This is a genomic window from Pseudomonas sp. P110(2024) (assembly GCF_057480795.1).
Map to the genome: position 1 here is coordinate 255,724 of NZ_JBLIYT010000001.1, position 26,134 is coordinate 281,857.

Below are 26,134 nucleotides of genomic sequence, written 5' to 3' on the forward strand. Positions count from 1 at the left end.
GATTAACCTTGTAAGAATGAAGGACATTTCATCTTGAATCTGTACCGCCCCTTCGCTGGCAAGCCGGCGAAGGGGCGGTACAGGCAGCACTCGGAACGCCTAGCCCAATGCTTCCCTTACCTTCGGGTCCAACCCCTCCCCTGCATGGGCCTCGCTCCACGCCTGCAACTGCCGGCGCATGCCCGGCGTCCAGAAGCTCTGCAGGTGCTGCCTCACCCCCTGCACCGCCTTGGTGTGATCCGGTTCGCTGTCGAAGTAATGGGCGATCTGGTTGGCCATCTTCACCAGGTTGTCGCTGCTCATCGACGCACCTCCGCCGTTTCCGCTTGCCGGCGCTCCTTGAGCAAGCGCCGCTGCTCGTCACTGAAGCGCTGGTAGCGTTTCTGCCACTCCGACGGCTCGAACACCTTGGCCACCTCCACCGCAGTGACCTTGTATTCCGGGCAATTGGTAGCCCAGTCGGAGTTGTCGGTGGTGATCACGTTGGCGCCGGACTCAGGGAAGTGGAAGGTGGTGTACACCACCCCCGGCGCCACCCGTCCGCTGACCCGGGCACGCAGCACGCTCTGCCCGGAGCGGCTGCCGATACCTACCCAGTCACCGTCGCAAATACCTCGACTCTCGGCATCGCTGGGGTGGATCTCCAGACGATCCTCGTCATGCCAGGCGACGTTTTCGGTGCGCCGGGTCTGCGCGCCGACGTTGTACTGGCTGAGGATGCGCCCGGTGGTCAGCAGCAGCGGGTAGCGGCCGTTGACCTTCTCGTCCGTGGGCACATAGCCGGTGAGCATGAAGCGCCCCTTGCCGCGCACGAACTGGTCGATGTGCATGGTCGGCGTGCCGTCGGGCGCGGCGTCGTTGCAGGGCCATTGCAGGCTGCCGTGACGGTCGAGCTCGGCATAGCTGACCCGGCGGAAGGTCGGGGTCAAGCGGGCGATTTCGTCCATGATCTCGGAGGGATGCCGGTAGTGCATGGGGTAACCCAAGGCACCGGCCAAGGCCACGGTGGCCTCCCAGTCGGCCTTGCCGGCCAGCGGCTCCATCACCTTGCGCACCCGCGAGATGCGCCGCTCGGCATTGGTGAAGGTGCCGTCCTTCTCCAGGAACGAGCTGCCCGGCAGGAACACATGGGCGAACTTGGCGGTCTCGTTGAGGAAGATGTCCTGCACCACCACGCACTCCATCGCCAGCAACGCGGCGGTGACGTGCTGGGTGTTGGGATCGCTCTGGGCGATGTCCTCGCCCTGGCAGTACAGCGCCTTGAAGCTGCCGTCCAGCGCGGCCTCGAACATGTTGGGAATGCGCAGCCCCGGATCGGGCTGCAAGGTCACGCCCCAGGCCTGCTCGAACTCGGCGCGCACGCTCTCGTTGGAGATATGCCGGTAGCCGGGCAGCTCGTGGGGGAACGAGCCCATGTCGCACGAGCCCTGCACGTTGTTCTGCCCGCGCAGCGGGTTGACCCCCACCCCTTCGCGGCCGATGTTGCCGGTGGCCATGGCCAGGTTGGCGATGCCCATCACCGCGGTGCTGCCCTGGCTGTGCTCGGTCACACCCAGGCCGTAGTAGATCGCCGCGTTGCCGCCGGTGGCATATAGCCGCGCGGCGGCGCGGATCTGCTCGGCGGGCACGCCGCACACCGGGCCGAGCACTTCGGGGGCGTTGTCGGGCTGGGCGACAAAATCGCGCCAGCGGGCGAAGTCCTCGGGCTCGCAACGGGCGTCGACGAACCGCTGGGCCAGCAGGCCCTCTGTGACGATCACATGGGCCAGGGCGTTGAGCATGGCCACGTTGGTGCCCGGACGCAGTTGCAGGTGCAGCTCGGCGCGGGCATGGGGCGAATCGACCAGGTCGATGCGCCGCGGGTCGATGACGATCAACCGCGCGCCCTGGCGCAGCCGGCGCTTGAGCTGCGAACCGAACACCGGATGGGCGTCGGTGGGGTTGGCGCCGATCACCAGCACCACGTCGGCCTGCATCACCGAGTCGAAGCTCTGGGTACCGGCGGACTCGCCCAGGGTCTGCTTGAGGCCATACCCGGTCGGCGAATGGCAGACTCGCGCACAGGTGTCGACGTTGTTGTTGCCGAAGGCCGTGCGCACCAGCTTCTGCACCAGGTACGCCTCTTCGTTGGTGCAGCGACTGGAGGTGATGCCACCGATGGAATCGCGCCCGTACTTAAGCTGGATCCGCCGGAACTCGCTGGCGGCATAGGTGACCGCTTCGTCCCAGCTGACCTCCTGCCACGGGTCTTCCAGGCGCTTGCGGATCATCGGCTTGGTGATGCGGTCCGGGTGCGTCGCGTAGCCCCAGGCAAAACGCCCCTTGACGCAGGCATGGCCATGGTTGGCACCGCCGTTCTTGTCCGGGACCATGCGCACCAGCTGCTCGCCCTTCATCTCGGCGCGGAACGAGCAACCCACGCCGCAGTAGGCGCAGGTGGTGATCACCGCCCGCTCGGGCTGGCCGAGCTGTATCAGGCTCTTCTCGCTCAGGGTGGCGGTCGGGCAGGCCTGCACGCAGGCGCCGCAGGACACGCATTCGGAACTGAGGAAATCGTCGCCGCCGGCCGCCGCTACCCGCGAGTCGAAGCCACGCCCGGTGATGGTCAGGGCGAAGGTGCCCTGGATCTCCTCGCAGGCGCGCACGCAGCGGTTGCAGACAATGCACTTGCTCGGCTCGTAGTCGAAGTACGGATTGGACACGTCCTTCTGTTCGCTCAGGTGATTGGCGCCGTCGTAGCCGTAGCGCACCTCGCGCAGGCCAACCTGGCCAGCGACGGTTTGCAGCTCGCAGTTGCCGTTGGCCGAGCAGGTCAGGCAGTCCAGCGGATGGTCGGAGATGTACAGCTCCATCACGTTGCGCCGCAGGTCGGCCAAGCGCGGTGTCTGGGTGCGCACCACCATGCCTTCGCTGACCGGCGTGGTGCACGAGGCCGGGTAGCCGCGCATGCCGTCGATCTCGACCATGCACATACGGCACGAGCCGAAGGCCTCAAGGCTGTCGGTGGCGCACAGCTTGGGAATGCTGGTGCCGAGCATGGCGGCGGCACGCATGACCGAGGTGCCGGCGGGCACGCTGATCGAACGGCCATCGATGACCAGGCTGACCTGCACTTCGCTGATCCGTTCCGGGGTGCCCAGGTCTATGTCGTTGCGGGGATCGAAGTAGTTGATCATTGCGCGGCCTCCAGGCCGAAATCGGCGGGGAAGTGCTTGAGGGCGCTGACCACGGGGTACGGGGTCATCCCGCCCATGGCGCACAGCGAGCCGTACTGCATCGTGTCGCACAGGTCGCGCAGCAGGCCGGCCTGGCTGGCGCGGTAGGCCGGGTCGGTACTGGCGATCAGCCGATCAACCACCTCAACACCGCGGGTCGAGCCGATCCGGCAGGGCGTGCACTTGCCGCAGGATTCCTCGGCGCAGAACTGCAGGGCGAAACGGGCCATGCCCGCCATGTTCAGGGTGTCGTCGGCCAGCACCACGCCACCGTGGCCGAGCATCGCGCCCAAGGCGGCGAAGGCCTCGTAGTCCAGCGGGGTGTCGAACTGCGCGGGCGGTACCCAGGCGCCCAGCGGGCCGCCGACCTGCGCCGCCTTGATCGGCCGACCACTGGCGGTGCCGCCGCCGTAGCCTTCCACCAGCTCGCGCAAGGTCAGGCCGAAGGCGCGTTCCACCAAGCCGCCATGGCGGACATTGCCGGCCAGCTGGAACGGCAAGGTGCCCGTCGAGCGGCCCATGCCGAAATCGCGGTAAAACGCCGCGCCCCTGGCCAGGATGATCGGCACCGAGGCCAGGGTGAGCACGTTGTGCACCAGCGTCGGCTGGCCGAACAGGCCTTCGAGCGCCGGCAGCGGCGGCTTGGCCCGGACGATGCCACGCTTGCCCTCAAGGGATTCGAGCAGCGCGGTTTCCTCACCGCAGATGTACGCGCCCGCCCCCACCCGCACCTGCAGGTCGAAGGCCACGCCGTTGCCGGCGACATCCAGGTACCCGGCCTCGCGGGCCAGCAGGATGGCTTCGTTCAAGGTCCGCACGGCATCCGGGTATTCCGAGCGTACATAGATGTAGCCCTTGCTCGCCCCCACGGCGAGGCCGGCGATGATCATGCCCTCGATCAGCAGGAACGGATCGCCCTCCATCAGCATGCGGTCGGCGAAGGTGCCGGAGTCGCCTTCGTCGGCATTGCACACCACGTATTTCTGCTCCGCCGGCGCCTGGCGCACGGTGCGCCACTTGATGCCCGCCGGAAACGCCGCGCCGCCCCTGCCGCGAAGCCCGGAGTCGAGCACCGCGGCGACCACTTCATCGCCGTCCAGCAGCGTGGCCTGGCGCAGGCCATCGAAGCCGCCGTTGGCATGATAGTCGTCCAGCGACAGCGGCCGGGTGATGCCGGCGCGGGCGAACAGCAGGCGCTGCTGGGACTTCAGGTAGGGAATCGCTTCCACAGGCCCCAACGCCAGGGCATGGCTGCCGGGATCGCCTGCCAGGGCGTCGAGCAGCCCGGGCACATCCTCAGGGGTGACCGGCCCGAAGCCCACGCGGCCTTGGGCGGTGTCCAGCTCCACCAGCGGCTCCAGCCAGTACAGGCCACGGGAGCTGGTGCGCTTGATATGCAGCGGCAGGCGCCGCTGCGTGGCTTCGCGGGTAAACGCCTCGGCCACCTCGTCGGCACCGACGGCGCGGGCCAGCGAATCGCAGGAGATGCACAGGTTCAGCATGCCTTCACCTCCTCGCGGCAAGCGTCCACCAGCGCTCGCAGGCGTTCGGGGGTGACGCGGGCGTACAGCCGGCCATCAAGCTCCAGGGCCGGCGAGCAGGCGCAGGCACCCAGGCAATACACCGGGCGCAGGTCGAGCGCGCCATCCTCGGTGCGACCGAGATCATCCAGCCCGAGCTGCTCGCGCAACTGCGCGGCCAATGCCTCGGCGCCACGGCTCTGGCAGGATTCGGCGCGACACAGGCGCAGGGTATGGCGGGCCGCCGGCGTGGTGCGAAAATCGTGGTAGAAGCTGATTACCCCGCGCACCTCGGCCTGGCTGAGGTTGAGCGCGTGGGCGATCTCGGCGACGGCGCAGTCGGGGATGTAGCCGGCGCCGGCCTGGATGGCGTGGAGGATCGGCAACAGGGCGCCGGCGGTATCCTGCTCACGGGCCAGGACGCGTTGGATCAAGGGCAGGTGGTTCAAGTCATCAGGCATACAGCAGACCTCGGCATCCCGGGGCAGCCCGTTGGCGGGCGGCGGTCCGGCGGTGTTCAGCTGTGGTGCGCGGGCCAGCTCACGGTGGCGGCAGGCCGGGCACCTTCCTTGTCCATGGCCGGGCGTCTAGCTGCGCTCGGTCCACGGGCATCCTCAGAGCATGGCAGTTATTGCACGAGGGGGTTGTGCGCGGGCGACCCGGCGCGTCCTGAAACCGACCACCGGGAAGTGCCATCATCGAAGGTACAAAACGTAACTTTGTGATCAGGCTGGAACTGCGTGGGAGCGCAGCCGATCAGTCCAGCACTACATGGGGCAGGAAACGCGAGCTGTCCTTGGTGATCAGCGTGTCGTCTTCACGAATGCCGATCCCCGAGGCCAGGTCACCGATCACCCAGGAGCCGATCAGGGTGTAGCTGTCGCCGAACTTCGGCAACGGCGCAAAGCCCTGCAGGATGTACGGTGCATCGTCGTAGGGCCCGTCCTCGAACACCCGCTGGTCATCGGCGGTGCGGATATCCACGTTGGCACCCTCGCGGGAGAAGTACGGCTTGCGTACCCAGCCCTTGGGCACCGGGCGTCGCGGGTCTTGGTCGAGAAACGCCGGCAGCAGGTTCGGGTGCCCTTCGTGCCATTCCCACAGCAGCGGCAGGATGCCCTTGTTGGAGATCAGCGCCTTCCACGCCGGCTCCACGAACTGGGTATCGCAGCCGGCGATGGCCTGGCCGAAGTCCTCGTGGAAGATATGCTCCCAGGCGTGCAGCTTGAACAGGCGCGGGATCGGCCGGCCTTCGAGATCGACGAAGCGCCCTTCGCCGTTCAGGCCGATGTCCTCCAGGTCGATATGCCGGGTGCTGATACCCACGTGCCCGGCCATCTTGCGCAGAAAATCCGTGGTGCCACGGTCTTCGACGGAACCGGCGATGGCCGAGAAGTAGAACGGGCTTTCGCGCTCGAAGGCGCCGAAAGCCCGCACCAGGTCCTCGGCCAGGGTGTTGAACTGGCTGGCATGGGCCGGCAGCACGCCGCGCTCGATCTGCTGCTCCAGCCAGATCAGCTGGAACGCCGCCGCCTCGTACAGCGAGGTCGGCGTGTCGTAGTTGGCCTCGATCAACTTGGCCGGGCCGTGGCCGTCGTAGCTGAAATCGAAGCGCCCGTAGAGGTGCGGATGCCCCTCTTTCCACGAACGGCGCACCAGGTCGAAGAACGCCGGCGGGATCGCCAGGCGGGTCATCAACGCCTCGCTGTCGACGATGCGCTCGACCGCCTCCAGGCACATGGCATGCAGCTCTTGCGTGGGCGCCTCCAGGTCACGGCTGACCTGGGCCTCGCTGAACTGGTAGTAGCCGCGCTCGTCCCAGTAGCGCTCGCCGTCGATGGTGTGGAAGGCGAAACCTTCACGTTCGGCGGTGGCGCGCCAGTCCGGGCGTTCGTCGATGCTGATCTTGCGCATGCTCAACCGCCGAAGCTGAAGCCGCCGCTGCTCTTGCCGCCCCAGCCGCTGCGCGCAGTGGCCTGGCTGCCGAAGCCGCCGCGGGAGATCGACGAGGACACACTGGAGCGGGTCGAGGTGCTGGATTTGTAGCTGCGCCCGCTCGAGCTGCCGGAGTAGTAGCTGGAATAGCTGCCGCCGCTCTGCTGGGCCTGGTCGGAGCGCTCGAAGCGCTTGCCCTGGTCGATCTGCTGGCCGAGCGTGGTGCTGCGGTATCCGCCGCTGCTGTCACGGTACTGGTAGACCGGCTGCGAGTAGTACTGGCGATTGCCGCCGCTGAGCACTTGGCCGAGCAACAGGCCGGTAAGCAGGCCGTTGAAGTTGCTGCCGCCGCTACTGGCCTGGCCGCTGTTCTCGACCTGGGCGCGGGCCGCGTCGACCTGGGACTGGCTGACCTCGCCCGACACCGCCAGCTCGAAGCCGCCGAGGCGCGGCATGTAGCGGCCGTCGCTGGTGACCTGGCAGTAGTCCGGCACGAAGTCGGCCTCGCAGGCGGCCTTGTCGCCATAGGTCGGGGCGATGCGGCGGTGGTCGGCCAACGCCTGCATGTAGGCGTCGGAACACACGTCCACCGGCATCTTGTCATCGACGCAAGCCTGGACGGTGGTGTAGTTGCTGCGCTTGCTGACCGTGTAGGTCTCCTCGGGCGCGCTGCACGCGGTAAGCGCCAGCGGCAGGGAGCTGGCCAGCACCAGCTTGACGGAACTTCGTCTCATGTAGGGCTCCTTGCGCGCAAACGGCTCAGACCGACGGGGTCATGCAGGCCGAGTTGAGGAAGCCCACGCTGATCGCCACGGCGGCGGCGTAGATCGCGGCGGCCATCTCGCCCTTGGCGATACGGCTGGCCAGGCCCTTGAGCACCAGGCTGGTGATGCCGAAAGCCAACAGCTGCACCACCGCGGCGATCACCACCCAGACCACGAAATCGAGCAGGCTGACACTGTAGGCGATGATGTTGCTGGCCGGCAGCGAGAAGCCGATCAGCGCGCCGCCCAGGGCGATGGCCGCGGCGCTGTTGTTGTCGCGGATCAGGGCGAACTCGCGGTGCGGGGTGAGGTGCGTGTAGATGAACTGGAATACCCAGAACAGCACCAGCGCCACGCTGATGTAGAGGATGAAGCCGATCACTGCCTGGGCGTTGAGCGACATGCGAAGAGCGTCGAGCATGGTGAATCCTTGTCAGATGACGTTGAAGTCCGTTGATTGCAGGGTGACACCCACCGAAGTGGTCAGGCTGACATTGCCTTGTTCGTCCTCCTCCACCGACAGCAGGAGGAACTCGCGGCGATCGGTCAGGCCGGTCTCGCGGGCATACAGCATGGACAGGTGCTGGATGCGGTAGCTGGTCTCGGGGCTGGTGACCCGCTCGCTGATCGGCGTCAGCTCGGTCTGCCCCTCTTCGCTGCCCCACTGGCGGACGAACTCATAGCCTTCGTGCTCGTAGTACGGCAGGCCGATGGTCGACTCGGGGCCCACCAGGCGCTTGAGTTCGGCGTCACTGTTGATCGGCAGCACGCTGTAGTAGCCGAACAGGATGATATCGCGCACGTCCTCGGCAGACGTGCCGTTCATCACCACCTGCAGCCAGTAGTCTTCGTCTTCCATGTAGAAGCGCGCCAGGCGCACCGACTGGCCGAGGTCGACCTCGCCGACAGCCCAGACCACTTCCTGCTCGGGGACTTCCAGTTCAGAGTGACCGTCGAGCAGCAGCTTGAGCGAGGGGTCGAGCTTGAGCATGCGCCCGCTGCCCAGGCCAAACGGCAGGTTGCCTTGGGCCTGGCTGCCGGCGGCAGGTTTGGGGGCTTCGAAGCCCATGAAGCGTTTCAACCAACCCACGGGGCATCTCCTGGGTGAGAGGGTGACGGAACCGGAGCCAATGCAGGTGCTGAAGCGAACAGGCAGGGCCTGTGGGGAGAAGGCGACATTGAAGATCCCTTGGGTCGCGGCAGTCCTTTGGCGGGGGCGACACGATACTGCTTTTCGTGCGCCCCGCCAACGGGTCTGGGGCAAGGTTTTGCGCCAGCCGGACCGGCCTCATCGCGGGGCAAGCCCGCTCCCACAAAGCCGCTGCAGATTTTACCCGTGGGAGCGGGCTTGCCCCGCGATGAGGCCGGCCCGATCAGCGGATCACTCCGCCGGCTTCGCCGCCTTGGCCTTCAAGCGCGCCAGCACATCATCGGCGCCGCTGTTGCTGGCGCCGATCCCGGCCGCCTTCAGGCGTGCCTCCAGGTCGCTGCCATCGGCCTTGCCGGCCAGCTCCGCCGCCGCTTCCAGCTCGGCCGCGCGTTCGCTCTGGCGCTTCTTGATGCGGTCCAGCGAGCCGACCGCCGTCTCCAGGCTGCCATTCGCGCCGCCGGTGGCCGACGCCGCGCTCACCTGGGCGCGCTGCACGCTCTCGCGGGCCTTGACCAGGTCCACCTGCTGCTTGAGGCCCTTGATCTGCGCCTCGGTCTTGCTCACGGTGGCGGTCAGGGTCGCCACCGACGCACCGAACTGGTCGGCCAGCGCCTGCTCGGAATCGCGCTGGTTGGTCAAGTCGGCGATGCGCGCCGCGCACTCGTGGGCAAGCCCTTCCTCGCCCTTGTCCAGGGCGGCGATGGCCTTCTGCTCCCAGTCACCGATGGTCTTGTCGAACTCGGTGATGCGCTGCTGCGCGGTCTTGTGCTTGGCCATGATCTTGACCAGCTGGTTGCGCGCATCGATCAGGTTGTTGTCCGCGTCGCGGATCTCCTGGTCGAGGATGCGCAGGGCCTGGGAGTCGACGATCGCCTCACCGACTTCCGAAGCGCCGCCACGCAGGGCGGTGACGATCTTTTTCAACAGGCTCATGGGGCAATCTCCGGAATCAGTGGGTGAAGTAGTCTTCGAAGTCTTCGGCGGCGGTGATGACGTTGTCGGCCAGGGTGTGGATCTCCTGGACGATGTTGTCCAGCGACGAGGCCGCGCTCAGGGCGCCGAACATGGTGTACACCGACTCGCCCGAGGGCAGCCTGTGCAGGCCGATGGACGACAGCGGGAACACGTCGCGGGTGCGCAGCACCGCATCGTTGAAGGCGGCCGCGTCCTTCACCTGGCTGGCTTCGACCAGCAGCGTGTCGACCAGGATCTGCTCGCCGGCCACGGCGATGTACAGCGGCAGGCCGTCCAGCTCGTGCATCACCAGCTTCAGGCTGGGTTCGGCGCCCTGTTGCAGGGACAGGCCGATCGCCCCGCCACGCACATCCTCCAGGCCCTGGAGGGCGCCGTGCAGCGATTCGATCGTCCAATGGTTGTGCTCGGTCATGAAATCCTCCGTTCTGACCTGTTTGCCCGCGAGGGGCTGACGTAAAGCCTTCTCGATACCGCGCAAGGCGGCGGCATGCTCTGGCAGGATCCACAGCTCACGCTTGACCAGGCCGGCGGCCTTGAGCCGGGCACGCATGTCGCGCATGTAGTCGGTGGAGCTTTTCTTGCCTGCCATCGAGGGGTGTCCTTGTCTCACATGTGAGGTACGTTACGCCTGGATTATGACGTTCGCAAGTCTCACATGTGAGCCACGATGCGACCGCTACCCCGCCACTCGCACCAACCGCTGCAACACCTCGATCACCTGGGGATCGCGCACTTCGAGCACATCCATCTGGATCCGCGCAATCACCGCCTTGAGCAGCTCGGTCTGGCTCATCCGGGTCTGCTGCAGCAACGCCAGAAAATCCTCGGCCATGTGCGGATTGACCTTCATCGACAAGCGCCGGGTGGCCCCCGATGCCTGCAACCCACGCTGACGCCGCTGCGCCTCCAGGGCCGTCACGAAGGCCTCGTGGCCGGGCTGCAATCCCATGCCCTGGCGCGCCTGCACCAGCCACTGGAAGTAATGGGCCAGGAACAGCTTGCGCAGGTGCGCGCCCGCCTCGCTGCACACGGCCTGCATCGCAGCATCCAGCACATCGAGATAGACCGCCGGCAGCCGCGCCTCGATGGACTTGAGCTGCTGCTTGCGCGCCTCGCGGATCGCCGGGGTGGACTGCGGCGGGATGGCCACCACCGTGTCGCAGCCATCGCACACGCCCACCAGGATGTCCCGCGCAATGCCCTGGCCATCGCTGAAGGGCACATCACGCCGGATGTAATGCATGCCGACGAGCGCCTGGCAGTGCTCGCACAGGGCCTGGCCGGTATCGCCTTCGAACAGGATCTTCATGGTCGGAATACTCACTGGTGAACGCTGATGAACCACGTCTGGGGTTCGATGAAATAGAACTTGATGTACCAGCCAAGGCGCTTGAGCACATGGACCTCGATGGCCGGCACGGCATGATGCGGACTGCTGCTGTAGTGGCTACCGTCGCAGGAATGGATGATGTCGATGACTTCACCTGCGCCGACCTCTCCAATGGCCAGCAGGTTCTTGACCTCGATATCGCCCCTTGAAACATGCAGATAATTGCCGGATTCGAGTGCGGCGACTACCGCGCTCCTGACTGCCCTGAAACCTTTTGGCATGATCCTTCCCTGCTATTACGAAAATCATCGTACAAAACCTCGACAGAATCCACCCTTGCAGTTGATTCAGCCGACCGGCGGCGCTGCTGTTGCTCCGGGATGCGGAAAACGCCTGGGTAAGCACTATGGCTTGCCAGGGAAAGGCGTGTCGGTTGAGGGTGTAACAGGTACTTTCAGGAAGGAGATGGTTCCCACGCATGGGAACCATCGGACGCCACAACGCTAGAACGCGTAGACCAACGTCGCCGTGGCACTGCGCGGTGTGCCATACCAGCCACGTGCGCCGATCGCCGAGTAATACTTCTCGTCCAGCACGTTGTTGAGGTTCAGCGAAACGCTGGTCTGCGGCGTGATCGCGTACTGCGCCATCAGGTCGACCACGCTGTAGGCGTCCTGGGTGAACGTCTCGCCATGGGGCCCCGCTTTCTTCTTGTACTCCATGCCCTGCCAGCGCACGCCGCCGCCGACTTTCAGCTGCGGCAGGGACTGCAGTTGATAGCTGGTGAACAGCTTGAAGGTGTCGCGGGGTACTTCGGTGAGCAGGCGCTTGCCATCGGCGTCCTCGGCCTGGGCATAGGTGTAGCTGGCAGAGACTTGCCAGTCGGGCAGGATCTGCCCGGCCGCCTCCATCTCGAAACCACGGGTCTTGGTGCCGGACTCGGCGCGGTAGGCCTGGTCGCCGTTCGGCGCCAGCTTGTCGCCGTCGGCCACGGCCAGGTTGTCCTGCTGCACTTCGAAGACACTGAAGGCAGTGGTCAGGCGCTTGTCCCAGAACTCGCTCTTGATACCCAGTTCGTAGTTCACCCCCTCCAACGGTTCGATATAGCCACCACTGGCATCCTGGCTGCTCTGCGGCTTGAAGATGGCGGTGTAGCTGGCGTAGGCCGACCAGTTCTCGGCGAAGTCGTAGACCAGCCCCACGTAGGGCGTGACCACTCCGGTCTCGCTGCGCGAGGTGCGTGTGGTCGCGCCGGTCGACAGGGTCGTCCCGGTTTCATTGCGCTTCCAGTCGATCACCCGCGCACCGGTAATCAGCGACAGGTCATCGTTCAGGCTCCAGCGCACCGACGCCACCAGGCCGTCCTGGGTTTCGTCCAGCGCGTCTTGCGAATACTTGGTGTGGATGGCATCCGGGATCGCCAGCGAACCGTCCCAGGTATGGATGTTGTCGATCGGCTGGATCGTCCACAGCTGGTAGCCGGGGTTACGGTAGTAGGCCCGGTAGTGGCTGGCACCAAGGTACGCCTGGTGCTCACGGGACAGCAGCTCGAACGGGCCGGTGGCCGAGAGGTCGAACGACGTCTGCCGCGGCTCGCCCGCCCAACGGCCGGTCCAGGTGCTGATGCCGCTGCCATCGGGATTGACGGTGCCGCTGGCGGCGGTGGCGAAGGTGTCGTCGTAGCTGCGACGGCTGTGCTCGGCGTTCAGCTTCAGTTGCCAGCCGCTGTCCAACTGATGCTCCAGGGTGGTGAACAGGGTTTTCGTGCGGCGCTTGTGGTAGCTCCAGTCCGAGGCCGAGTTGAACGAACGCGACGGGTTGAAATGGCTACCATCGGCGTTGTACATCGGGAAACCGTGGTTGCCCGCGCCATCGTTGTCCATCTCCTGGTATTCCGCGCCCACGGTCAGCATCGTGCTGTCGGTGACGTCCCATTCCACCACGCCGTAGGCCACCTGCCGCTCCAGCGACTGGCGGTCGACGTTGCTCTGGCTGTCGGTGGTCGAGGCCACGAAACGGCCACGCACATGGCCGCTTTCAGACAGCTTGCCGGACAGGTCCAGTTCGGTACGGTAGCTGTCCCACGAGCCGGCCTTGAGGGTCAGCTTGCGCTGGGTTTCGACGGTCGGCTTCTTGCGAATCAGATTGACGGTGGCACCGGGATCGCCGGTGCCCGACATCAGGCCGGTGGCACCGCGCACCACTTCCACGCGGTCGTAGGACACCATGTCGGCCAGGTCGTCGCGAAAGCCGAAGGTATCGGGGCGGTTGACGCCGTCGACCTGGATGCTGCCGACCTGGAAGCCCCGCACGTAGATATGGTTGGCGTCGCTACCGGCTGGCCCCATGCTGTCGACGACCACGCCCGGCGTCTGCTCGAGCACCTGGGTCACATCCGTGAGGTTCTGGTCCTCGATCTGCTGGCGGGTTACCACGCTGACGGACTGCGGCGTCTCCCGCGCCGACAGGCGCAGACCGGTCGCGGTGTTAGCGGAGCCCGTGGTGTAGCTGCCGGTGCCTTCGGTGGTGCTGCCCAGGCCCAACGCATCGATGCTGGTGGCGCCCAGCTCGACGGCGCCGTCGTTCTGTACCTTGCTCAGCACATAGCGCTTTTCGCCCACCTGCTGTACCCGCAATCCGGAGCCCTGCAGCAATGTGGCAAAACCTTGCTCCAGTTCGAAGCTGCCCTGCAGCCCCGATGAATGCAGCCCGGTTGTTTCGTCGTTGCTGAAGCTGATGGTCACGCCGCTGGCGGCGGCGAACTGGCTGATCGCAGCAGCCAGGCTGCCGGCCGGGATATCGTAGCGCTGCGCGGCCGCCCAGGCGGTCGAGGTGGCCAATGCGGCACCGCAAAGGCCAAGCGCAAGGGTCGCCTGGCGAATGCTGCAGGCTAGCGAGGTACGGCGTGCGGACATGAAAAGGGGTTCCTGTGCTGGTTGGCTTGGGCACGCTTGAAGCGCGCGCCCTGAAGAGCCGAAGCAGCGCGAAAAATCTGCTACCCCAAATGCGAAAAATTCTCGAATGTTGAGAAAGGATGAGCAATCACCCACGAAAAAATTTCAGAAGGGTGTGTTCTACCTACCCCATCCCAAGTGGCTCCAGGCGCACCCAATAGCGCGTCACGCGCCGCGCTCGAACCGGCAACGCGTCTTCCAGACTGGCCAATGCGACATCGGTATCATCAAGATTGAACGCCCCCGACAGGCGCAATCCGGCAACCTCCTGCGCGCACCCCAGATAACCAGGTCGATAGCGCGCCAGTTCACGCACCACATCGCCCAAGCACCAATCGACGCTGACCAGCATGCCCTGCGCCCAGGCTTGGGCGCCGGCAGCCAGGGGACGCAGCGGCCCGAGGCTGTCGGCGCCGAAGCTCAGCCCATACCCGGCAACGATACGCACCACTCGCGACGTTTGCCCTGGCCGCACCTCCACGGCATGGGCGGCCACCGCCACATGGCTCATCCCGGCGTCCTGGCGCACGCTGAATCGGGTGCCGAGGGCAAGGATCACGCCTTCAGCGGTGCGTACGCTGAGCGGACGCGGGTCCTTGGCGGTTTCCACCAGGATCTCGCCCTGGCGCAGGTGGATCAGCCGCTGGCCAGCGTCGAAGCGGATATCGACGCGGCTGTTGGTATTGAGGTCCAGGCGCGTGCCATCGGCCAGGGTCACTTGGCGCCGCTCGCCGGTCCGGGTCGAGTAATCGGTGCTCCACGGCGAGCTCCGGTAACCCCGCCAACCCACCACACCGGCCCCCAGCAACAGCGCCAGGGCCTTCACGGCATGGCGCCGATCCCGTCGGGCGATTTCCAGGGTCTGCGCGGCGCCGCTGGGGGCGTTGCCCAGGCGGCCTTGCAGCGCCTCCAGCCGCGCCCAGGCGGCGGCATGGCGAGGATCGGCGGCGCGCCAGGCTTGCCAGGAGGCGCGGGTGGCGGCGTCGACGTTGCTGTCGTGCAAGCGCACGTACCAGTCCACGGCCTCGGCAAGAATGGCCTTCATGCACCCTCGACCAGCAGGCAGTGCATCAGCCCGCGCGCCAGATGCTTGCGCACGGTGCTCACCGAAACACCGAGGCGTTCGGCAGTCTTTTCGTAGCTCAATCCGTCCAATTGCACGGCGAGGAAGATCGCCCTCGTGCGCGGACCGAGGCCGTCGAGCATCCGGTCGATGGCCATCAGGGTATCGAGGATGACGGCGTGGGTCTCGGCGGAAGGTGCGTAGTGCTCCGGCTGCAGCGCCAGCGCTTCGAGATAGGCGGTTTCCAGGCTGCGGCGGCGATAGAGGTCGATGACCAGGCCACGGGCGATGGTGGCCAGGTAATGACGTGGCTGGTTGAGGGTGCCGGCGGTGCGCGCCAGCAGCACGCGGATGAAGGTGTCCTGGGCCAGGTCGGCGGCATCGGCGGAGCTGTTCAGGCGTTGGCGCAGCCAGCCGTGGAGCCAGGTGCTGTGCTCGCGGTAGAGCGTTTCCAGGCCGCAGTGGACAGTGCTGGCGGGAACAACGGTGGACATCACGCCCTCCCCCAAAAGATTACCAGGTGCAAATAAGAATTCGTCGCAAGTGTACTCAGTGAGGGCGGGATTGGGAATGGTGGCAGGTACGCTCACATTGCTGGATAGCCTTTCATGAACGGATCGATTGCCTGCTTCAGCTGCGCATCAATTGATCCGCCCATGATGGATCGTCGTCAGTTGTGAAATGACTGCGCCAGAAACTCGGTGATCTGCAAGGCAATCTGCTGCTGGATCAACGCCCGTGGTCGAGCGTTATCGCCATCCCGGCATATGACGCCATTCCCATAAGCCAGTTGCTCTCAATCGGCTCACGCAGGATCGCCGCTCAGAACAGCCCGCCCAAGGTAAATGTCCCACCTACCCCAGCCTGCAACCCCGCGTTCACGCCGCCTGTGAGGATCACACCCTTGGCCGAGCGCAGCAGGCGCTCGGTGGTGTCTTGCGGAAGGAGCAGTTGGCCCACCGGAATCACCGTGGCCGCAGTCATGGCCAGCAGCTTGGTGTCCAGACCGAACAGCATGCCCGAGAAGCTGGCGCCGCCTATCAGCCCTAGCCCCCCTTCGATGAACACACAAGCACCCTTGAAGTCCTCGCGGTTCAGGCCGCGCGCCGCGATCGAGTCAGCTACCAGCACTTTGCCCCTGGCATAGAAGCCTTCAGTCGCGCCTGCCGCCCCGACGCTCTTGCCCCGCACCTGCAAGTTGACCTTGCCGTACCGTGGCAGGCGGGCACCGGCACCAGCGCCGACGCCGGCCGAGCCATAGCGATACTGATGCAGGGCACCGGTGGGATCTTTCAAGGTAAGCATGCCACCACTGGCCGCTGCGAACATCACCGTCAATCCGCCACTGCTGGCAGTCTCGTACTCCCAGTCGCTGGTACTGAGGGTCAATGGGAATTGCAGTCGCATCAGAATCTCCTTGTATGGGGCCGCGCCGGGTAGCGGCGGCAAGTCCATGCGACCCGCTGATGGCCGCTCCCTGGGATGGGCACGATGACTGGCTGAGGCACCAGCAGGCTTGCGCCACACGCTTCTATGGGTGCAATGCTGGAAAGTCCGGACAGGAAAGCGGAGCCGGTCCTTGACCAGCCAGCGGAGAAACAGAGCAGATTGCTCTGGGCGAGCGATAGCGTCCTGGCCATGACAAGTCCCTTGCATCGTCCGTGACATGCCGGGCCATTGCAACGAACCTCTGGGGTAGTGTCAACCCTGTCGAATCTGTGAGGCACCCGGTTCAGTCAGAAACCTGAACGTCGCAGTCGAGCGCCGAAGCTGCCAGCTTCGCCATCTCAAGTCTGCTGTCCGGCTCGACACCGTCCTCGATCATCCAGGTCGCCCACAACCCTGCCCATGCCAACACCCATTGCAAAATCCTGCGCCGATCAATACCGGCAGCCGTCGAGATAATCGCTATCCGACGCGCAAAGGCCCCCGGTGCCAACGCGCTTGCATCGTCGGGGTTGCAGAGGATGTTGGCGTAATCGAAGCCGCGCTCGCCGTACAGCCCCTTGGGATCGATGGCGAGCCATCCAGCCGGCCCGAAATCCAGCACGTTGCCGTGATGGATATCGCCGTGCAGCACTGCCACATCCTGCGGTTCGGCCGAAAGCGCCCTCGCCGCCCTGGCACTGTGTTCCAGCACCCCACCGTGAGTTGCCGCCGCACTCCACAATGCTTCGAACCATTGCGCCAGCGGAACCAGCGCAGGCATTGGCTCAGCGCGTGGGGCGTGTAGGCGGGCTACCACCGCGCAGAGGATGCGCGTGGCTTCATCATCCCGGCCATCGGCAACCATCTGCGCCAGGGATGCCGAGCCTTGCGCCCGCTTCATCAACAATGCCTCGCCATCGTGAGCCAGTACCGAGGCCGCACCATCACCGCTCCACCAGGCCATGAGCTGGTTGCCGGCCTGCTCTTCGGGTGAATGCGCGATTTTCAGCATGGCGGGTGTATCGCCCTGGCGAACCGGGAGAAGATGGCCGTTCAACGAAACGAACGCGTCCCCGTCGAGGGTAAGCGCCCATCGTTTCAGGTAGTGGTCAAACATGGTTTCATTACTCGCGATTCACTTGTGAACGGGGCTCTATGAGCCGGTGAACATCCATCGATGCCGTTCATTCGGAAATGACTATCCTGACGCGACGATTACTCGAGTACCAGTAGATGCTATCCGCACACCAAGCCAGCGCCATCGTCCTCGACTTTCTTAAAGACGTCATCCGAGACGGCCGCCCGGAACGGTTCGTCATTCAGTCCTGTGAACTCACTGCGAAGGGTGACTACTGGGTAGTTCGTTGCAACAGCGAGGACTGCGTGGTGCATGGCAAGACCGAGTATTGCTATGTCGGCGTCAACGCCCATCTGGTCGATGTGGAAAGCGGCGCGCTCGAAACGGTCGCCAACTGCTTCACTATCGAGGAGTACCTACAGGACAAGGACGATCTCCATGCCGCAGCGGGCAAAACCTATGTGCTGGCGCCTTCGTTTACTCGTGAAAACAGAACGGCGGTGATCAATCTGCGACAGAAGCTCGCCTACTCCTATCCCGATACTCTGTTCCTTCTGAAGGGGGCAGGCAGGCTGTGGTTCAAGGGTATCCGCCGGCATCTTGAGGATGCCCGGCAACTGCTCGCCAGCGAAGGTATCACGACACAGATCGAGCTACATGCCGAACCTCTGGACGCCATCCTGATCGGGCCGGAAACCTGGCACACCGAGGCGGTATTCAATGCGCTGCGCAGGAAGCCACTTCACCATGGCGAAGCTGCTGAATGACGCCAGCCCTGCAACTGCCTCAACGGGAGAAGTCTGCCAGTAACGTCTTGACCGTCCCAGGCCCCATGGCACTCAAAACCTGCGTGGCTGCCTCGCGCATCGGTTGCCAGTGGCCGCGCTGAAAGATCGACCGATCATGGCAAGGCAGGTCGCCGTCGCCCATCGACGCATAGAGCGCCCATACACGGTTCAATGGCGCCGCAATCGAATCAGGCAAGGCATTACCGACGACCTGAAGCGCGTCCTGTACATGACGCATCCTGGCGCTCCACACCTCGCAGGCCAGGCAACCCGGCAGCGCTTGCTCCTGCTGTGTTGCGGTCATGGCAACGAACTCCAGCGCCGGAATCAAACGCGCTATCGCGTCGACAGACTCAAGTTCGTCTGCGCCATACCACTGGCAAATCAGGTCGACAAAATCAGGCATCTCGCTGCCCTCTGAGGTTGAGGTGTATCAGCAGGAACACGGGTGTTCGGCATGGAACACTACATTGCATGCGATGTACACCCATTGCCCAAGCCCTTTGCCAGTCACTACTTATAGAACGCTCAGAAATGCAGCGAGAATCAGATTAAGCCCCTTCCTTGTAGTCCATTTCCCAAACATACTGCTGCCCGCCATTTTCCGTTGCGACCACCCTGCCAGGGCTCTAGTCTCGGCCTGTCGTTGCCTATCAACGACACAGCTTTGACAGGCTGTGACGGTAGAATCACGCAGGCAGTCTCCGCTCAATGGTGGCTGTACGTGTGGGCACGCTTGCGTGCGCCGGAACTTTTGCGTGATTTACCACCGGTCTGTCAACCCACGTACAGCTGCCGCCCTTCTGTTTGACAGCAGGCTGGTGGTGGCACCGCCAACGGTAAATCACCATGTTAAAGATCGTCCCCGACCCACCCCACAATCACCACTCCCTCGAAGACACCCTCATCCAGGCCACCGAGTACGCCCTGTGTGCACAGAGCGTGGCGCATCAGGCCGTGTTACTGCAGCCCAAGTCACCCGCCTCGATTCTGATGCTGGCCTCCATGCATGAGATGGATGCACTGCGCGTGCTACTGGAGTCGGCGCTGATCCAGGTGCAGATCCCGAACGCGCAGCCGCGTCCGTTGCACTAGATCACAAGGCATGTGGCGCCTGAGCTGACGTCATCGCCTCCCACCGTGGGAGCGGGCTTGCCCCGCGATAGCGTCAGACCAGGCAGCGGAACACTTCAGGGAGATTCAATGATGACCACAGATACCACCACACCCCACACCACCGTGGGCAAGACCAAGTTCTACCAGGGCGAAGGCCAGACCGACCCGCTGTTCTGCATCGAACCCGGGATCCCTTGCCAGCATGCGCGGGACCAGGCCTCGGAATTGATGGGTTGCGTGCGCGACCTGACCATCACCGGGATCATGGAGGAGAAGCCGCAGATGCTTTGGGCGGCGTATTACCTGAGTGCATTGGCCAAGGCGCTGATGGATGATGCGGAGTTGGGGATGAGCCGCTAGGCAAAACGGCTGATCGGCCGGTGCCAGAAAGCCAAGGCACCGGCTTCGCTGAGTTCGCGCCCCACACTTTTGCATTCTCAAGTAGCCCCGCCACCCCGAGCCGCTCCGCCGCTTCTCCGTGGCGCCGATGATGGATTGGGCATATTTTTCTTGAAGCCTTCAATATACAAAGTCTAAGGGTGGTCGCCTAACGGCGCGTACCATTTTCGTACCAACCACTCCCAATTTCTCCCAGCCAGCGATGCCCAATCCAGCCTTGGCCACGGAGCATCAGCATTCGGCCGGGGATGAGGGATCACTCATCAAGGGAACCCTATCATTCTCACGTCATCCTAGTAGATGAAGCTGCGAGCCCCTTGTGGACGCCCCGCGCCCAGTGCCATCATCGTGCCTGCCTCGAATTTGTAGCCCCGCAGCTAGGTACCACGGATGACACGAAAGCGAATTGCCAGCCTTGTGCAACTAGATTATAGTTGCTTAGGTGAGGTTCGGAGTAACCTCCTGTGAGCCAGATCGACAAGCTTCTCGAGAAGCTCACCAAAACCCCGGCGCCCAGGGATTTCGCATGGGCGCAGCTTCAAAAGGTGATGAAGCATTTTGGTTACAAGGAGTTGGAAGGTAATGGATCAAGGAAAAAATTTGTGCATCCGGAGACCAAACACAAGGTTTTGCTGCACAAAAGGCACCCAGATAGCACGCTGATCGGTGCGCAAATCGAAGATATTATTGAAGCATTGAAATCACAAGGCTACCTAAAATGACTATTAAGACACTTGAGTACAATGGATTTCAAGGGTCAGTCGAGGTTGACACACAGACTTTTGAAATGCATGGCAAGATATTGCATATCAACGACTTGGTAACTTACGTAGCTGATAACCCAAAAGACCTCAACACCGAGTTCCAGTTAGCGGTCGACGACTACATTGAAACTTGCCGCGAGCTTGGCGTTGAACCCGAGAGGCCTTATTCCGGCTCATTCAATGTCCGCATTGGCATACAGCTACATAAAGACCTTGCGAGATTCGCAAGCAAGCATGATCTATCTATCAATGAAGTGGTAAAAGACGCGATTAATTGCCATATCAATGGCAAGCACAACGAAGTGCATCACCACCACTACCCTGATAGCGATTATCGCTCTGATGTGATTACAATTAAGCCCGCGCTTCCAAAGCCAAAACTGGCGGTAGTCAAATGAGCTTGCAACTTGTATCTCTGAAATACATCAGCATCAGAAATATTCACGGCGATTCGTTTGGCCCGGACCAAGTAAGCGAAGAGAATGCCTTTCAAGCCCGATTTGGTCTATCAATCGAAGTCCCCGAAGATCAAGCGGACCCTGAAGAATTCGAATTCCTCATCGGTCAACGTTTTGAAGCCATTTTACCAAACAATAAAGATGAGCCATTTTTCAAGCTGGAAATTGTTGGTCATTTTTCTTCAACCGAAAAAGAAACCATATCACAGTGGATCAACACTACCGACGGGGCATACGCACTTGGGGCAACACTATTCCCTTACTTACGCGGATATGCCAAACCGTTGCTAGAGGGGCTCGGCGCATCTCAAATTGACTTCCCTTGGAGCACCCCTCCGATTGCTAAAGTTGGTCTCTCAAAAAAAAGAACAGTACAACGCAGGAAGAGCCCGAAGACCAAGTAAGACTTAGAGCCACTGCCAAAACTCAATGCCCGGTCAACCATTGCGGAACTGGGCTTTTTTTTGCCTAAAGGAGGAGCGAGGGAGACAAGGTTAGCCCACGCCGCAGGCATCATAGAAGACACACATCTTATCCAAGATGAACTCATCAAAATTAAAATCATCTAAAATCTAAAAGCCAACATGAAAAAGCACATCTCAACATTCGGTATTGGCATAGCTTTCCCAGTCCTATTATTTTTGGCATCTCCCTACTGGAGCAATTTTTTTTCAGATACGAAAAAGCTTGAATACAAGGTAGTCAGAAGCACAAGCATTTCTCAAATTGATAGTGAAGACCCACTTAAAAATGAACTAAAGATCGAATACAAAGGCAAGGAAATTGCCAACGGAACCTCCACAATCATCGCCATATCCAACACGGGAGAAGTCCCGATAAAAAGAGAAGACTTTGACACCCCTATAAATATTGATTTCAAGGGGGGAACATTAATTGCTGGACGAGTAATCAGTACAAACCCTCCAGACCTCAATGTCGACATCAGCCACAGCGGCAATCGAGCTATTATTCAGCCCTTACTGCTCAACCCAAACGACTTAATAGTCCTCAACCTGCTTTCTGACAATGACACTGAGCTTGACAGAGTTACTTCACGGATCGCTGGCATTGCTTCAGTAGATAAAATCTCAGAACGCATGAATGAAGGTTTTGCAATAAAATATATCCAGCCAGGAGATCGAGAAGGTAGCACCATAGAGTTACAAGTCATGAAGATTTCAAAGAGTGTCGCCACCATATTAAGCATGGTCCTTCTTATTGCATCATGTTACTTATTTTTTACAGTATTCAAACAAGACTCTTTACTAAAGAAAATATTACAAGCACTCTTGGCACTAACATTAGAATTACTAGCAGCCACTATTCTTGAGATCCCAGCAACGTATCTGGCAGAGAATCTCAATCTAGCATCATGGGTAATTTTTTCTCTCAAGCTCTTAACTCTTGCCGCATCCATGATCTTTGCATTAAAGCTTCGACGCATTTTAGAAAATAAAAGCATTGAAGCGAGCGTCAACAATTTATCCAAAGCCGGACGCCTATAAATTTTTATCAGCCACTCATAACGGCAGCCGTCCCAGCTATCTTTATGAGTGGCTTTCTATCGCGAACAGACCTTCCACAGCTGATCAATCCGCGTCGTATACGACTGGCTGATCATTTCACGGCACATACCCCGATTGTGCTGGAGTATTGACGAGAAGATGCGCCCAAGCCCCATACGCAAAGGGCTTGGGCGTATTTCTCTACCTACCGGTGAAGAGTCCAAAGGGCATAGAGGGGCATGTAATGGCGCTCAGTTTGCCCCATTTTTGCCCCATGACCTGGGCTGCCTTCCTACCGGACTCGCCATAGCTGATCGATCCGCGTGGTGTACGAACGACTCATCATCTCGCGCCGCATCCCCCAGTCAGGAGCGTCGGGGACGCTGGCCGTACGCATCGTCCCTCGGCCGTACTTGCCGTTGATTTCGTCCAGCATCGACATCAGCCGATCGCAAGCCACCGGCTGCGTCACGGCGAACAGATCATCGCTGAACTCCCCCGGCTGCCGCAGATCCATCAACAAAACTTCGGCCTTGCTATAGCGGAAACCCGAGCGGTAGACCTGCCCCGCCGCTTCGGTGGCGGACCTGGTGAGCAGCAGCGTGTCGTTGGTTGGGTATGGCAGCTCGACCAAGGCCCCCTTGGCATACTTTGCTTCGTCCGGATTGAACATCCCAGTACGGATGCTGACTCGCATGCGCTTGCATACCGATCCCTGGGCGCGAAGCTTCTCCGCTGCACGCGCCGTGTAGGTGGCCACCGCCTGCTTGATCGGTGCCAGCTCCGTCAACCGCTTGCCAAACATTCGACTGCAGCAGATCTCCTGCTTCGGCGGGTCAGCCTCATCCAGCTCGAGGCACGGTGTGCCGGCGAGCTCGCGCGCGGTCTTCTCCACCACCACGCTGAACTTGTCGCGCAGCATCCGCGGTTCTGCCTTCGCCAGGTCCATAGCCGTGTGGATGCCCATTGCCTCGAGGTGCGCCGTCATTCGCCGGCCAATGCCCCACACCTCTTTCACCTCCGTGTTGCGCAGCACCCAGTCGCGCTTGAAGTCTTCGGTGATATCGACCACCCCACCCGTATGCGCCTGCAAGCGCTTCGCGGTGTGATTGGCGAGCTTTGCCAGAGTCTTGGTGCGGGCGATCCCAACACCCACGGGGATGCCGGTACAGCGCAGCACCTTGGCGCGCACATCCCTGCCGAACTGGGTCAGGCTCCCCTGCACGCCCGTAAGGTCAGCGAAGCATTCATCGATCGAATAAACCTCGGCCGCAGGCACCATCGACTCGATCAGCGACATGACCCGCTCGCTCATGTCGCCATACAGCGCATAGTTGGGCGAGAACGCCACGATGCCATGCCGGCGCAGCTTCTCCTTGGCCTGGAAATAGGGCTCGCCCATCTTCACGTAGGGCTTGGCGTCGTATGACCTGGCGATCACACAGCCGTCGTTGTATCTGAATGGCACTAACCATTAGTTACCAGTAAAACACTGATTTATAAATATTTTCTCTAACTAACATTTTTTCGAATTCACACGATATTGGTCAAAACCCGGATCAAAAACGGGAGTCCTGGCCAGGACATTCACAGACGCCTAGGCTCTGTACGAAAAGAGATGTCGCAAACACCGCATGGAGCAAGCCAGTGAGACCATCGCGGCATAACTTTTCGCGAGCTTGTCGAAGCGGGTCACTATCCGGCGGTTCTCTTTCAGCCAGCCAAACATGCGCTCAATGATGTTGCGCTGTCGGTATTTGGGCCGGTCAAACAGTCTTGGTAAGCCAGGCTTGGGCTTGCGCTTCATCGAGCGCAACGGGATGACGGGCTGCATTCGATATTGATCGCAGTAGCGGCGTAGTGCTTCGGCGTCGTAACCCTTGTCGGCGAGCAGCCATTTGCAGCGCTTGCGCGGGCGGCCACGTTGGGTCGATGGAATGCTGACCTCGTCCAACAGTGGTTGCGCATGCCGGCAGCCAGCATGAACAATCGGATCAGCCAGGCGAACAGGCCCAACGCCGCGACACTGCCAGCCCAGATCAACGCCAGCCAGGCCAGTCTGCGCCACAGAGGCTGCTTCACGCTCGAGGTCATCACCTTATGCTCCTAGTGGTAGCCGTCTTCATGGGTTACCTTGCCGCGGAACACGTAGTAGCTCCAGAACGTGTAGCCGAGGATGATGGGCAGGATGAACAGCGTGCCCACCAGCATGAAGCCTTGGCTTTGCGGCGGCGCTGCGGCATCCCAGATGCTGACCGAAGGCGGGATGATGTTGGGCCACAGGCTGATGCCCAGCCCGCTGTAGCCCAGGAAGATCAGCGCCAGGGTTAGCAAGAACGGCGTGTAGTGCGCGTTGCGTGCCACGGCACGTAGCAGCCCGTAGAACGTCACCAGTACCAGGATCGGCACCGGTATGAACCAGAGCAGGTTGGGCATGCTGAACCAGCGGGCGGCGATTTGCGGGTAGGCCAGCGGTGTCCACAGGCTGACCACGGCGATCACCACCAGCAGCACCAGCGCCAGGGGCCTGGCAACATCGTGCATGCGCTGCTGCAGCGCCCCCTCGGTCTTCATCACCAGCCAAGTGCAACCGAGTAAGGTGTAGGCGACCACCGGGCCCAGCCCGCAGAACAGGCTGAACGGCGTGAGCCAGTCGAGCGCACCTCCAGCGTACTTGCGCTCGACCACCCTGATGCCTTCGATGAAGGCGCCCAGGGCAACACCTTGGGAAAAGGTCGCGACCAGCGAGCCCCAGATGAAGGCTTTGTCCCAGAGATGGCGCTTGGCGGGTTTGGCCTTGAAGCGAAATTCGAAGGCTACGCCCCTGAAGATCAGCCCGATCAGCATCAGGATCAGCGGCAGGTAGAGCGCTTCGAGCACCACCGCATAGGCCAGGGGAAAGGCACCGAACAGTGCCGCCCCGCCGAGGATCAACCAGGTCTCATTGCCGTCCCAAACCGGGGCGACCGTGTTCATCATCACATCACGGTCACGCTCGTCCTTGACGAAGGGGAAGAGCATGCCGATTCCCAGGTCAAAGCCATCCATCACCACATACATCATCACGCCGAAGATGATGATCACCGCCCAGATCAGTGGAAGGTCGATGCCCATGTCAATTCACCTCTGCCTGGTAATCGTCGGCGGCGGACAGCGGCCGCGCCGGGGTATGTTGCTGGCCGGGACCACCTGGGGTGTGATGGTCGCCCTCGCCAGGTTTTGGCCCTTTGCGCACCAGGCGCATCATGTAGCCAAGGCCGGTACCGAACAGGGCGAAATACACCACCACAAACGCCACGAGGGTAATGCTGAGTTGGGTGGCGTCATGGTTCGAGACCCGTCGGCCGTGCGCAGCAGGCCGTAGACCACCCATGGCTGGCGGCCGATTTCGGTGGTGAACCAGCCGGCGAGGATCGCCACGAGCCCGGACGGGCCCATCCACAGGGTGAGGTAGAGGAACGGGCGCGAGGTGTAGAGCGTGCCGCGCTTGCGCAGCCACAGGCTCCAAAGGCCGACGAAGATCATCAGCAAGCCGAGGCCGACCATGACCCGGAACGACCAGAAGACAATGGTCGAGTTGGGCCGGTCCTCAGGCGGGAACTCCTTCATTGCCGGTACCTGCTTGTCCAGGCTGTGGGTCAGGATCAGGCTGCCGAGGGCAGGGATCTCGATCTTGAAACGGGTGGTTTCAC

The 26,134-nt window shown here is 62.2% G+C and carries 27 protein-coding genes and 4 pseudogenes; 7 read left to right on the plus strand and 24 right to left on the minus strand.

Annotated features, from left to right (window positions below; translation table 11 throughout):
* Positions 1-99 precede the first annotated feature (99 nt).
* From AC25ND_RS01265 to AC25ND_RS01345, 17 genes are all read right to left on the minus strand, one after another.
* Positions 100-303, minus strand: coding sequence for a formate dehydrogenase subunit delta (locus AC25ND_RS01265; RefSeq protein WP_028692692.1), 204 nt, complete (start codon positions 301-303; stop codon positions 100-102).
* Positions 300-3,176: a formate dehydrogenase subunit alpha gene (gene fdhF, locus AC25ND_RS01270; RefSeq protein WP_186597378.1), complete on the minus strand. Its 2,877-nt coding sequence runs from the start codon at positions 3,174-3,176 to the stop codon at positions 300-302. The genes AC25ND_RS01265 and fdhF overlap by 4 nt, the downstream gene beginning before the upstream one ends.
* Positions 3,173-4,717, minus strand: a complete 1,545-nt coding sequence (locus AC25ND_RS01275) for a formate dehydrogenase beta subunit (protein ID WP_236180800.1) — start codon at positions 4,715-4,717, stop codon at positions 3,173-3,175. Before AC25ND_RS01275 ends, fdhF begins: the two co-directional genes overlap by 4 nt.
* On the minus strand, positions 4,711-5,196 hold the full coding sequence (locus AC25ND_RS01280; RefSeq protein WP_232853426.1) for a formate dehydrogenase subunit gamma: 486 nt from the start codon (positions 5,194-5,196) through the stop codon (positions 4,711-4,713). The genes AC25ND_RS01275 and AC25ND_RS01280 overlap by 7 nt, the downstream gene beginning before the upstream one ends.
* A gap of 295 nt (positions 5,197-5,491) precedes the next feature.
* The gene (locus AC25ND_RS01285; protein ID WP_486976019.1) at positions 5,492-6,649 is read right to left on the minus strand and encodes a glutathionylspermidine synthase family protein; all 1,158 of its coding nucleotides are present in this window, start codon (positions 6,647-6,649) and stop codon (positions 5,492-5,494) included.
* Positions 6,650-6,651: 2 nt separating this feature from the next.
* Positions 6,652-7,404, minus strand: a complete 753-nt coding sequence (locus AC25ND_RS01290; protein WP_486976020.1) for a DUF1190 domain-containing protein — start codon at positions 7,402-7,404, stop codon at positions 6,652-6,654.
* Between the two features lie 25 nt (positions 7,405-7,429).
* Entirely contained in the window at positions 7,430-7,855 is a 426-nt protein-coding gene (locus tag AC25ND_RS01295; protein ID WP_028692698.1) for a DUF350 domain-containing protein, read from the minus strand.
* A gap of 12 nt (positions 7,856-7,867) precedes the next feature.
* Positions 7,868-8,524 (minus strand): DUF2491 family protein, encoded by a 657-nt coding sequence (locus tag AC25ND_RS01300; protein ID WP_028692699.1) that lies wholly within the window; start codon positions 8,522-8,524, stop codon positions 7,868-7,870.
* Between the two features lie 291 nt (positions 8,525-8,815).
* A complete protein-coding gene (locus AC25ND_RS01305) occupies positions 8,816-9,517 on the minus strand; it encodes a PspA/IM30 family protein (protein WP_028692700.1) in 702 nt (233 codons plus the stop codon).
* A gap of 16 nt (positions 9,518-9,533) precedes the next feature.
* Positions 9,534-10,148 (minus strand): YjfI family protein, encoded by a 615-nt coding sequence (locus AC25ND_RS01310; RefSeq protein ID WP_051555763.1) that lies wholly within the window; start codon positions 10,146-10,148, stop codon positions 9,534-9,536.
* Between the two features lie 87 nt (positions 10,149-10,235).
* A complete protein-coding gene (locus AC25ND_RS01315) occupies positions 10,236-10,868 on the minus strand; it encodes a hypothetical protein (protein ID WP_186597387.1) in 633 nt (210 codons plus the stop codon).
* A gap of 11 nt (positions 10,869-10,879) precedes the next feature.
* Positions 10,880-11,170 carry a hypothetical protein gene (locus AC25ND_RS01320; protein WP_062574583.1) on the minus strand — a complete coding sequence of 97 codons (291 nt, stop codon included), beginning with the start codon at positions 11,168-11,170 and terminating at the stop codon, positions 10,880-10,882.
* A 222-nt stretch (positions 11,171-11,392) separates the two neighbouring features.
* Complete coding sequence (locus tag AC25ND_RS01325; protein WP_486976021.1) at positions 11,393-13,804, minus strand: TonB-dependent siderophore receptor; 2,412 nt, start codon at positions 13,802-13,804, stop codon at positions 11,393-11,395.
* Between the two features lie 163 nt (positions 13,805-13,967).
* Complete coding sequence (locus AC25ND_RS01330) at positions 13,968-14,888, minus strand: FecR domain-containing protein (RefSeq protein ID WP_486976022.1); 921 nt, start codon at positions 14,886-14,888, stop codon at positions 13,968-13,970.
* Entirely contained in the window at positions 14,885-15,400 is a 516-nt protein-coding gene (locus AC25ND_RS01335; protein WP_186597396.1) for a sigma-70 family RNA polymerase sigma factor, read from the minus strand. Before AC25ND_RS01335 ends, AC25ND_RS01330 begins: the two co-directional genes overlap by 4 nt.
* 328 nt (positions 15,401-15,728) lie before the next feature.
* Complete coding sequence (locus tag AC25ND_RS01340) at positions 15,729-16,313, minus strand: hypothetical protein (protein WP_069016209.1); 585 nt, start codon at positions 16,311-16,313, stop codon at positions 15,729-15,731.
* 325 nt (positions 16,314-16,638) lie between these two features.
* On the minus strand, positions 16,639-17,451 hold the full coding sequence (locus tag AC25ND_RS01345) for an aminoglycoside phosphotransferase family protein (RefSeq protein WP_186597398.1): 813 nt from the start codon (positions 17,449-17,451) through the stop codon (positions 16,639-16,641).
* Positions 17,452-17,567: 116 nt separating this feature from the next.
* On the opposite strand from AC25ND_RS01345, the gene AC25ND_RS01350 reads away from it, so the two are divergent.
* Positions 17,568-18,179, plus strand: coding sequence for a hypothetical protein (locus tag AC25ND_RS01350; protein ID WP_186597400.1), 612 nt, complete (start codon positions 17,568-17,570; stop codon positions 18,177-18,179).
* 19 nt (positions 18,180-18,198) lie between these two features.
* Here the strand turns inward: AC25ND_RS01350 and AC25ND_RS01355 are convergent, their stop codons facing one another.
* Positions 18,199-18,606, minus strand: a complete 408-nt coding sequence (locus tag AC25ND_RS01355) for a hypothetical protein (RefSeq protein ID WP_051555764.1) — start codon at positions 18,604-18,606, stop codon at positions 18,199-18,201.
* A 443-nt stretch (positions 18,607-19,049) separates the two neighbouring features.
* Between AC25ND_RS01355 and AC25ND_RS01360 the strand changes: the two genes are divergently transcribed.
* The 6 genes from AC25ND_RS01360 to AC25ND_RS01385 all read left to right on the plus strand — a co-directional run bounded on the left by AC25ND_RS01360 (position 19,050) and on the right by AC25ND_RS01385 (position 22,442).
* Positions 19,050-19,295, plus strand: a complete 246-nt coding sequence (locus tag AC25ND_RS01360) for a hypothetical protein (protein ID WP_486976023.1) — start codon at positions 19,050-19,052, stop codon at positions 19,293-19,295.
* Positions 19,296-19,406: 111 nt separating this feature from the next.
* Positions 19,407-19,676: a DUF3077 domain-containing protein gene (locus AC25ND_RS01365; RefSeq protein WP_028692711.1), complete on the plus strand. Its 270-nt coding sequence runs from the start codon at positions 19,407-19,409 to the stop codon at positions 19,674-19,676.
* Between the two features lie 503 nt (positions 19,677-20,179).
* On the plus strand, positions 20,180-20,437 hold the full coding sequence (locus AC25ND_RS01370) for a type II toxin-antitoxin system HicA family toxin (protein WP_486976024.1): 258 nt from the start codon (positions 20,180-20,182) through the stop codon (positions 20,435-20,437).
* A complete protein-coding gene (locus AC25ND_RS01375) occupies positions 20,434-20,877 on the plus strand; it encodes a type II toxin-antitoxin system HicB family antitoxin (RefSeq protein WP_486976025.1) in 444 nt (147 codons plus the stop codon). The genes AC25ND_RS01370 and AC25ND_RS01375 overlap by 4 nt, the downstream gene beginning before the upstream one ends.
* Positions 20,874-21,341 carry a hypothetical protein gene (locus AC25ND_RS01380; RefSeq protein ID WP_486976026.1) on the plus strand — a complete coding sequence of 156 codons (468 nt, stop codon included), beginning with the start codon at positions 20,874-20,876 and terminating at the stop codon, positions 21,339-21,341. Before AC25ND_RS01375 ends, AC25ND_RS01380 begins: the two co-directional genes overlap by 4 nt.
* Before the next feature lie 180 nt (positions 21,342-21,521).
* A complete protein-coding gene (locus AC25ND_RS01385; RefSeq protein WP_486976027.1) occupies positions 21,522-22,442 on the plus strand; it encodes a hypothetical protein in 921 nt (306 codons plus the stop codon).
* 56 nt (positions 22,443-22,498) lie between these two features.
* Here AC25ND_RS01385 and AC25ND_RS01390 read toward each other — a convergent pair whose 3' ends face one another.
* The 6 genes and pseudogenes from AC25ND_RS01390 to AC25ND_RS01415 form a co-directional block, all read right to left on the minus strand.
* The gene (locus AC25ND_RS01390; RefSeq protein WP_486976028.1) at positions 22,499-22,618 is read right to left on the minus strand and encodes a DUF4113 domain-containing protein; all 120 of its coding nucleotides are present in this window, start codon (positions 22,616-22,618) and stop codon (positions 22,499-22,501) included.
* Between the two features lie 116 nt (positions 22,619-22,734).
* Positions 22,735-23,901 (minus strand): annotated as a pseudogene (gene umuC, locus AC25ND_RS01395) (translesion error-prone DNA polymerase V subunit UmuC); the annotation flags it as partial.
* A gap of 138 nt (positions 23,902-24,039) precedes the next feature.
* A pseudogene (locus AC25ND_RS01400) lies at positions 24,040-24,411 on the minus strand (transposase); the annotation flags it as partial.
* Positions 24,399-24,536 (minus strand): annotated as a pseudogene (locus AC25ND_RS01405) (DUF2474 domain-containing protein); the annotation flags it as partial. The pseudogenes AC25ND_RS01400 and AC25ND_RS01405, both read right to left, overlap by 13 nt.
* A 12-nt stretch (positions 24,537-24,548) precedes the next feature.
* Positions 24,549-25,556, minus strand: coding sequence for a cytochrome d ubiquinol oxidase subunit II (gene cydB / locus AC25ND_RS01410; protein ID WP_096049780.1), 1,008 nt, complete (start codon positions 25,554-25,556; stop codon positions 24,549-24,551).
* Position 25,557: 1 nt separating this feature from the next.
* A pseudogene (locus AC25ND_RS01415) lies at positions 25,558-26,132 on the minus strand (cytochrome ubiquinol oxidase subunit I); the annotation flags it as partial.
* Between the last annotated feature and the right edge of the window lie 2 nt (positions 26,133-26,134).

What these genes read in the sequence shown, in the direction of transcription:
- AC25ND_RS01265 (WP_028692692.1), bottom strand. Translation starts at nt 303, where the DNA reads ATGAGCAGCGACAACCTGGTGAAGATGGCCAACCAGATCGCCCATTAC.
- fdhF (WP_186597378.1), bottom strand. Translation starts at nt 3,176, where the DNA reads ATGATCAACTACTTCGATCCCCGCAACGACATAGACCTGGGCACCCCG.
- AC25ND_RS01275 (WP_236180800.1), bottom strand. Translation starts at nt 4,717, where the DNA reads ATGCTGAACCTGTGCATCTCCTGCGATTCGCTGGCCCGCGCCGTCGGT.
- AC25ND_RS01280 (WP_232853426.1), bottom strand. Translation starts at nt 5,196, where the DNA reads ATGCCTGATGACTTGAACCACCTGCCCTTGATCCAACGCGTCCTGGCC.
- AC25ND_RS01285 (WP_486976019.1), bottom strand. Translation starts at nt 6,649, where the DNA reads ATGCGCAAGATCAGCATCGACGAACGCCCGGACTGGCGCGCCACCGCC.
- AC25ND_RS01290 (WP_486976020.1), bottom strand. Translation starts at nt 7,404, where the DNA reads ATGAGACGAAGTTCCGTCAAGCTGGTGCTGGCCAGCTCCCTGCCGCTG.
- AC25ND_RS01295 (WP_028692698.1), bottom strand. Translation starts at nt 7,855, where the DNA reads ATGCTCGACGCTCTTCGCATGTCGCTCAACGCCCAGGCAGTGATCGGC.
- AC25ND_RS01305 (WP_028692700.1), bottom strand. Translation starts at nt 9,517, where the DNA reads ATGAGCCTGTTGAAAAAGATCGTCACCGCCCTGCGTGGCGGCGCTTCG.
- AC25ND_RS01310 (WP_051555763.1), bottom strand. Translation starts at nt 10,148, where the DNA reads ATGGCAGGCAAGAAAAGCTCCACCGACTACATGCGCGACATGCGTGCC.
- AC25ND_RS01315 (WP_186597387.1), bottom strand. Translation starts at nt 10,868, where the DNA reads ATGAAGATCCTGTTCGAAGGCGATACCGGCCAGGCCCTGTGCGAGCAC.
- AC25ND_RS01320 (WP_062574583.1), bottom strand. Translation starts at nt 11,170, where the DNA reads ATGCCAAAAGGTTTCAGGGCAGTCAGGAGCGCGGTAGTCGCCGCACTC.
- AC25ND_RS01325 (WP_486976021.1), bottom strand. Translation starts at nt 13,804, where the DNA reads ATGTCCGCACGCCGTACCTCGCTAGCCTGCAGCATTCGCCAGGCGACC.
- AC25ND_RS01330 (WP_486976022.1), bottom strand. Translation starts at nt 14,888, where the DNA reads ATGAAGGCCATTCTTGCCGAGGCCGTGGACTGGTACGTGCGCTTGCAC.
- AC25ND_RS01335 (WP_186597396.1), bottom strand. Translation starts at nt 15,400, where the DNA reads ATGTCCACCGTTGTTCCCGCCAGCACTGTCCACTGCGGCCTGGAAACG.
- AC25ND_RS01340 (WP_069016209.1), bottom strand. Translation starts at nt 16,313, where the DNA reads ATGCGACTGCAATTCCCATTGACCCTCAGTACCAGCGACTGGGAGTAC.
- AC25ND_RS01345 (WP_186597398.1), bottom strand. Translation starts at nt 17,451, where the DNA reads ATGTTTGACCACTACCTGAAACGATGGGCGCTTACCCTCGACGGGGAC.
- AC25ND_RS01350 (WP_186597400.1), top strand. Translation starts at nt 17,568, where the DNA reads ATGCTATCCGCACACCAAGCCAGCGCCATCGTCCTCGACTTTCTTAAA.
- AC25ND_RS01355 (WP_051555764.1), bottom strand. Translation starts at nt 18,606, where the DNA reads ATGCCTGATTTTGTCGACCTGATTTGCCAGTGGTATGGCGCAGACGAA.
- AC25ND_RS01360 (WP_486976023.1), top strand. Translation starts at nt 19,050, where the DNA reads ATGTTAAAGATCGTCCCCGACCCACCCCACAATCACCACTCCCTCGAA.
- AC25ND_RS01365 (WP_028692711.1), top strand. Translation starts at nt 19,407, where the DNA reads ATGACCACAGATACCACCACACCCCACACCACCGTGGGCAAGACCAAG.
- AC25ND_RS01375 (WP_486976025.1), top strand. Translation starts at nt 20,434, where the DNA reads ATGACTATTAAGACACTTGAGTACAATGGATTTCAAGGGTCAGTCGAG.
- AC25ND_RS01380 (WP_486976026.1), top strand. Translation starts at nt 20,874, where the DNA reads ATGAGCTTGCAACTTGTATCTCTGAAATACATCAGCATCAGAAATATT.
- AC25ND_RS01385 (WP_486976027.1), top strand. Translation starts at nt 21,522, where the DNA reads ATGAAAAAGCACATCTCAACATTCGGTATTGGCATAGCTTTCCCAGTC.
- AC25ND_RS01390 (WP_486976028.1), bottom strand. Translation starts at nt 22,618, where the DNA reads ATGGGGCTTGGGCGCATCTTCTCGTCAATACTCCAGCACAATCGGGGT.
- cydB (WP_096049780.1), bottom strand. Translation starts at nt 25,556, where the DNA reads ATGGGCATCGACCTTCCACTGATCTGGGCGGTGATCATCATCTTCGGC.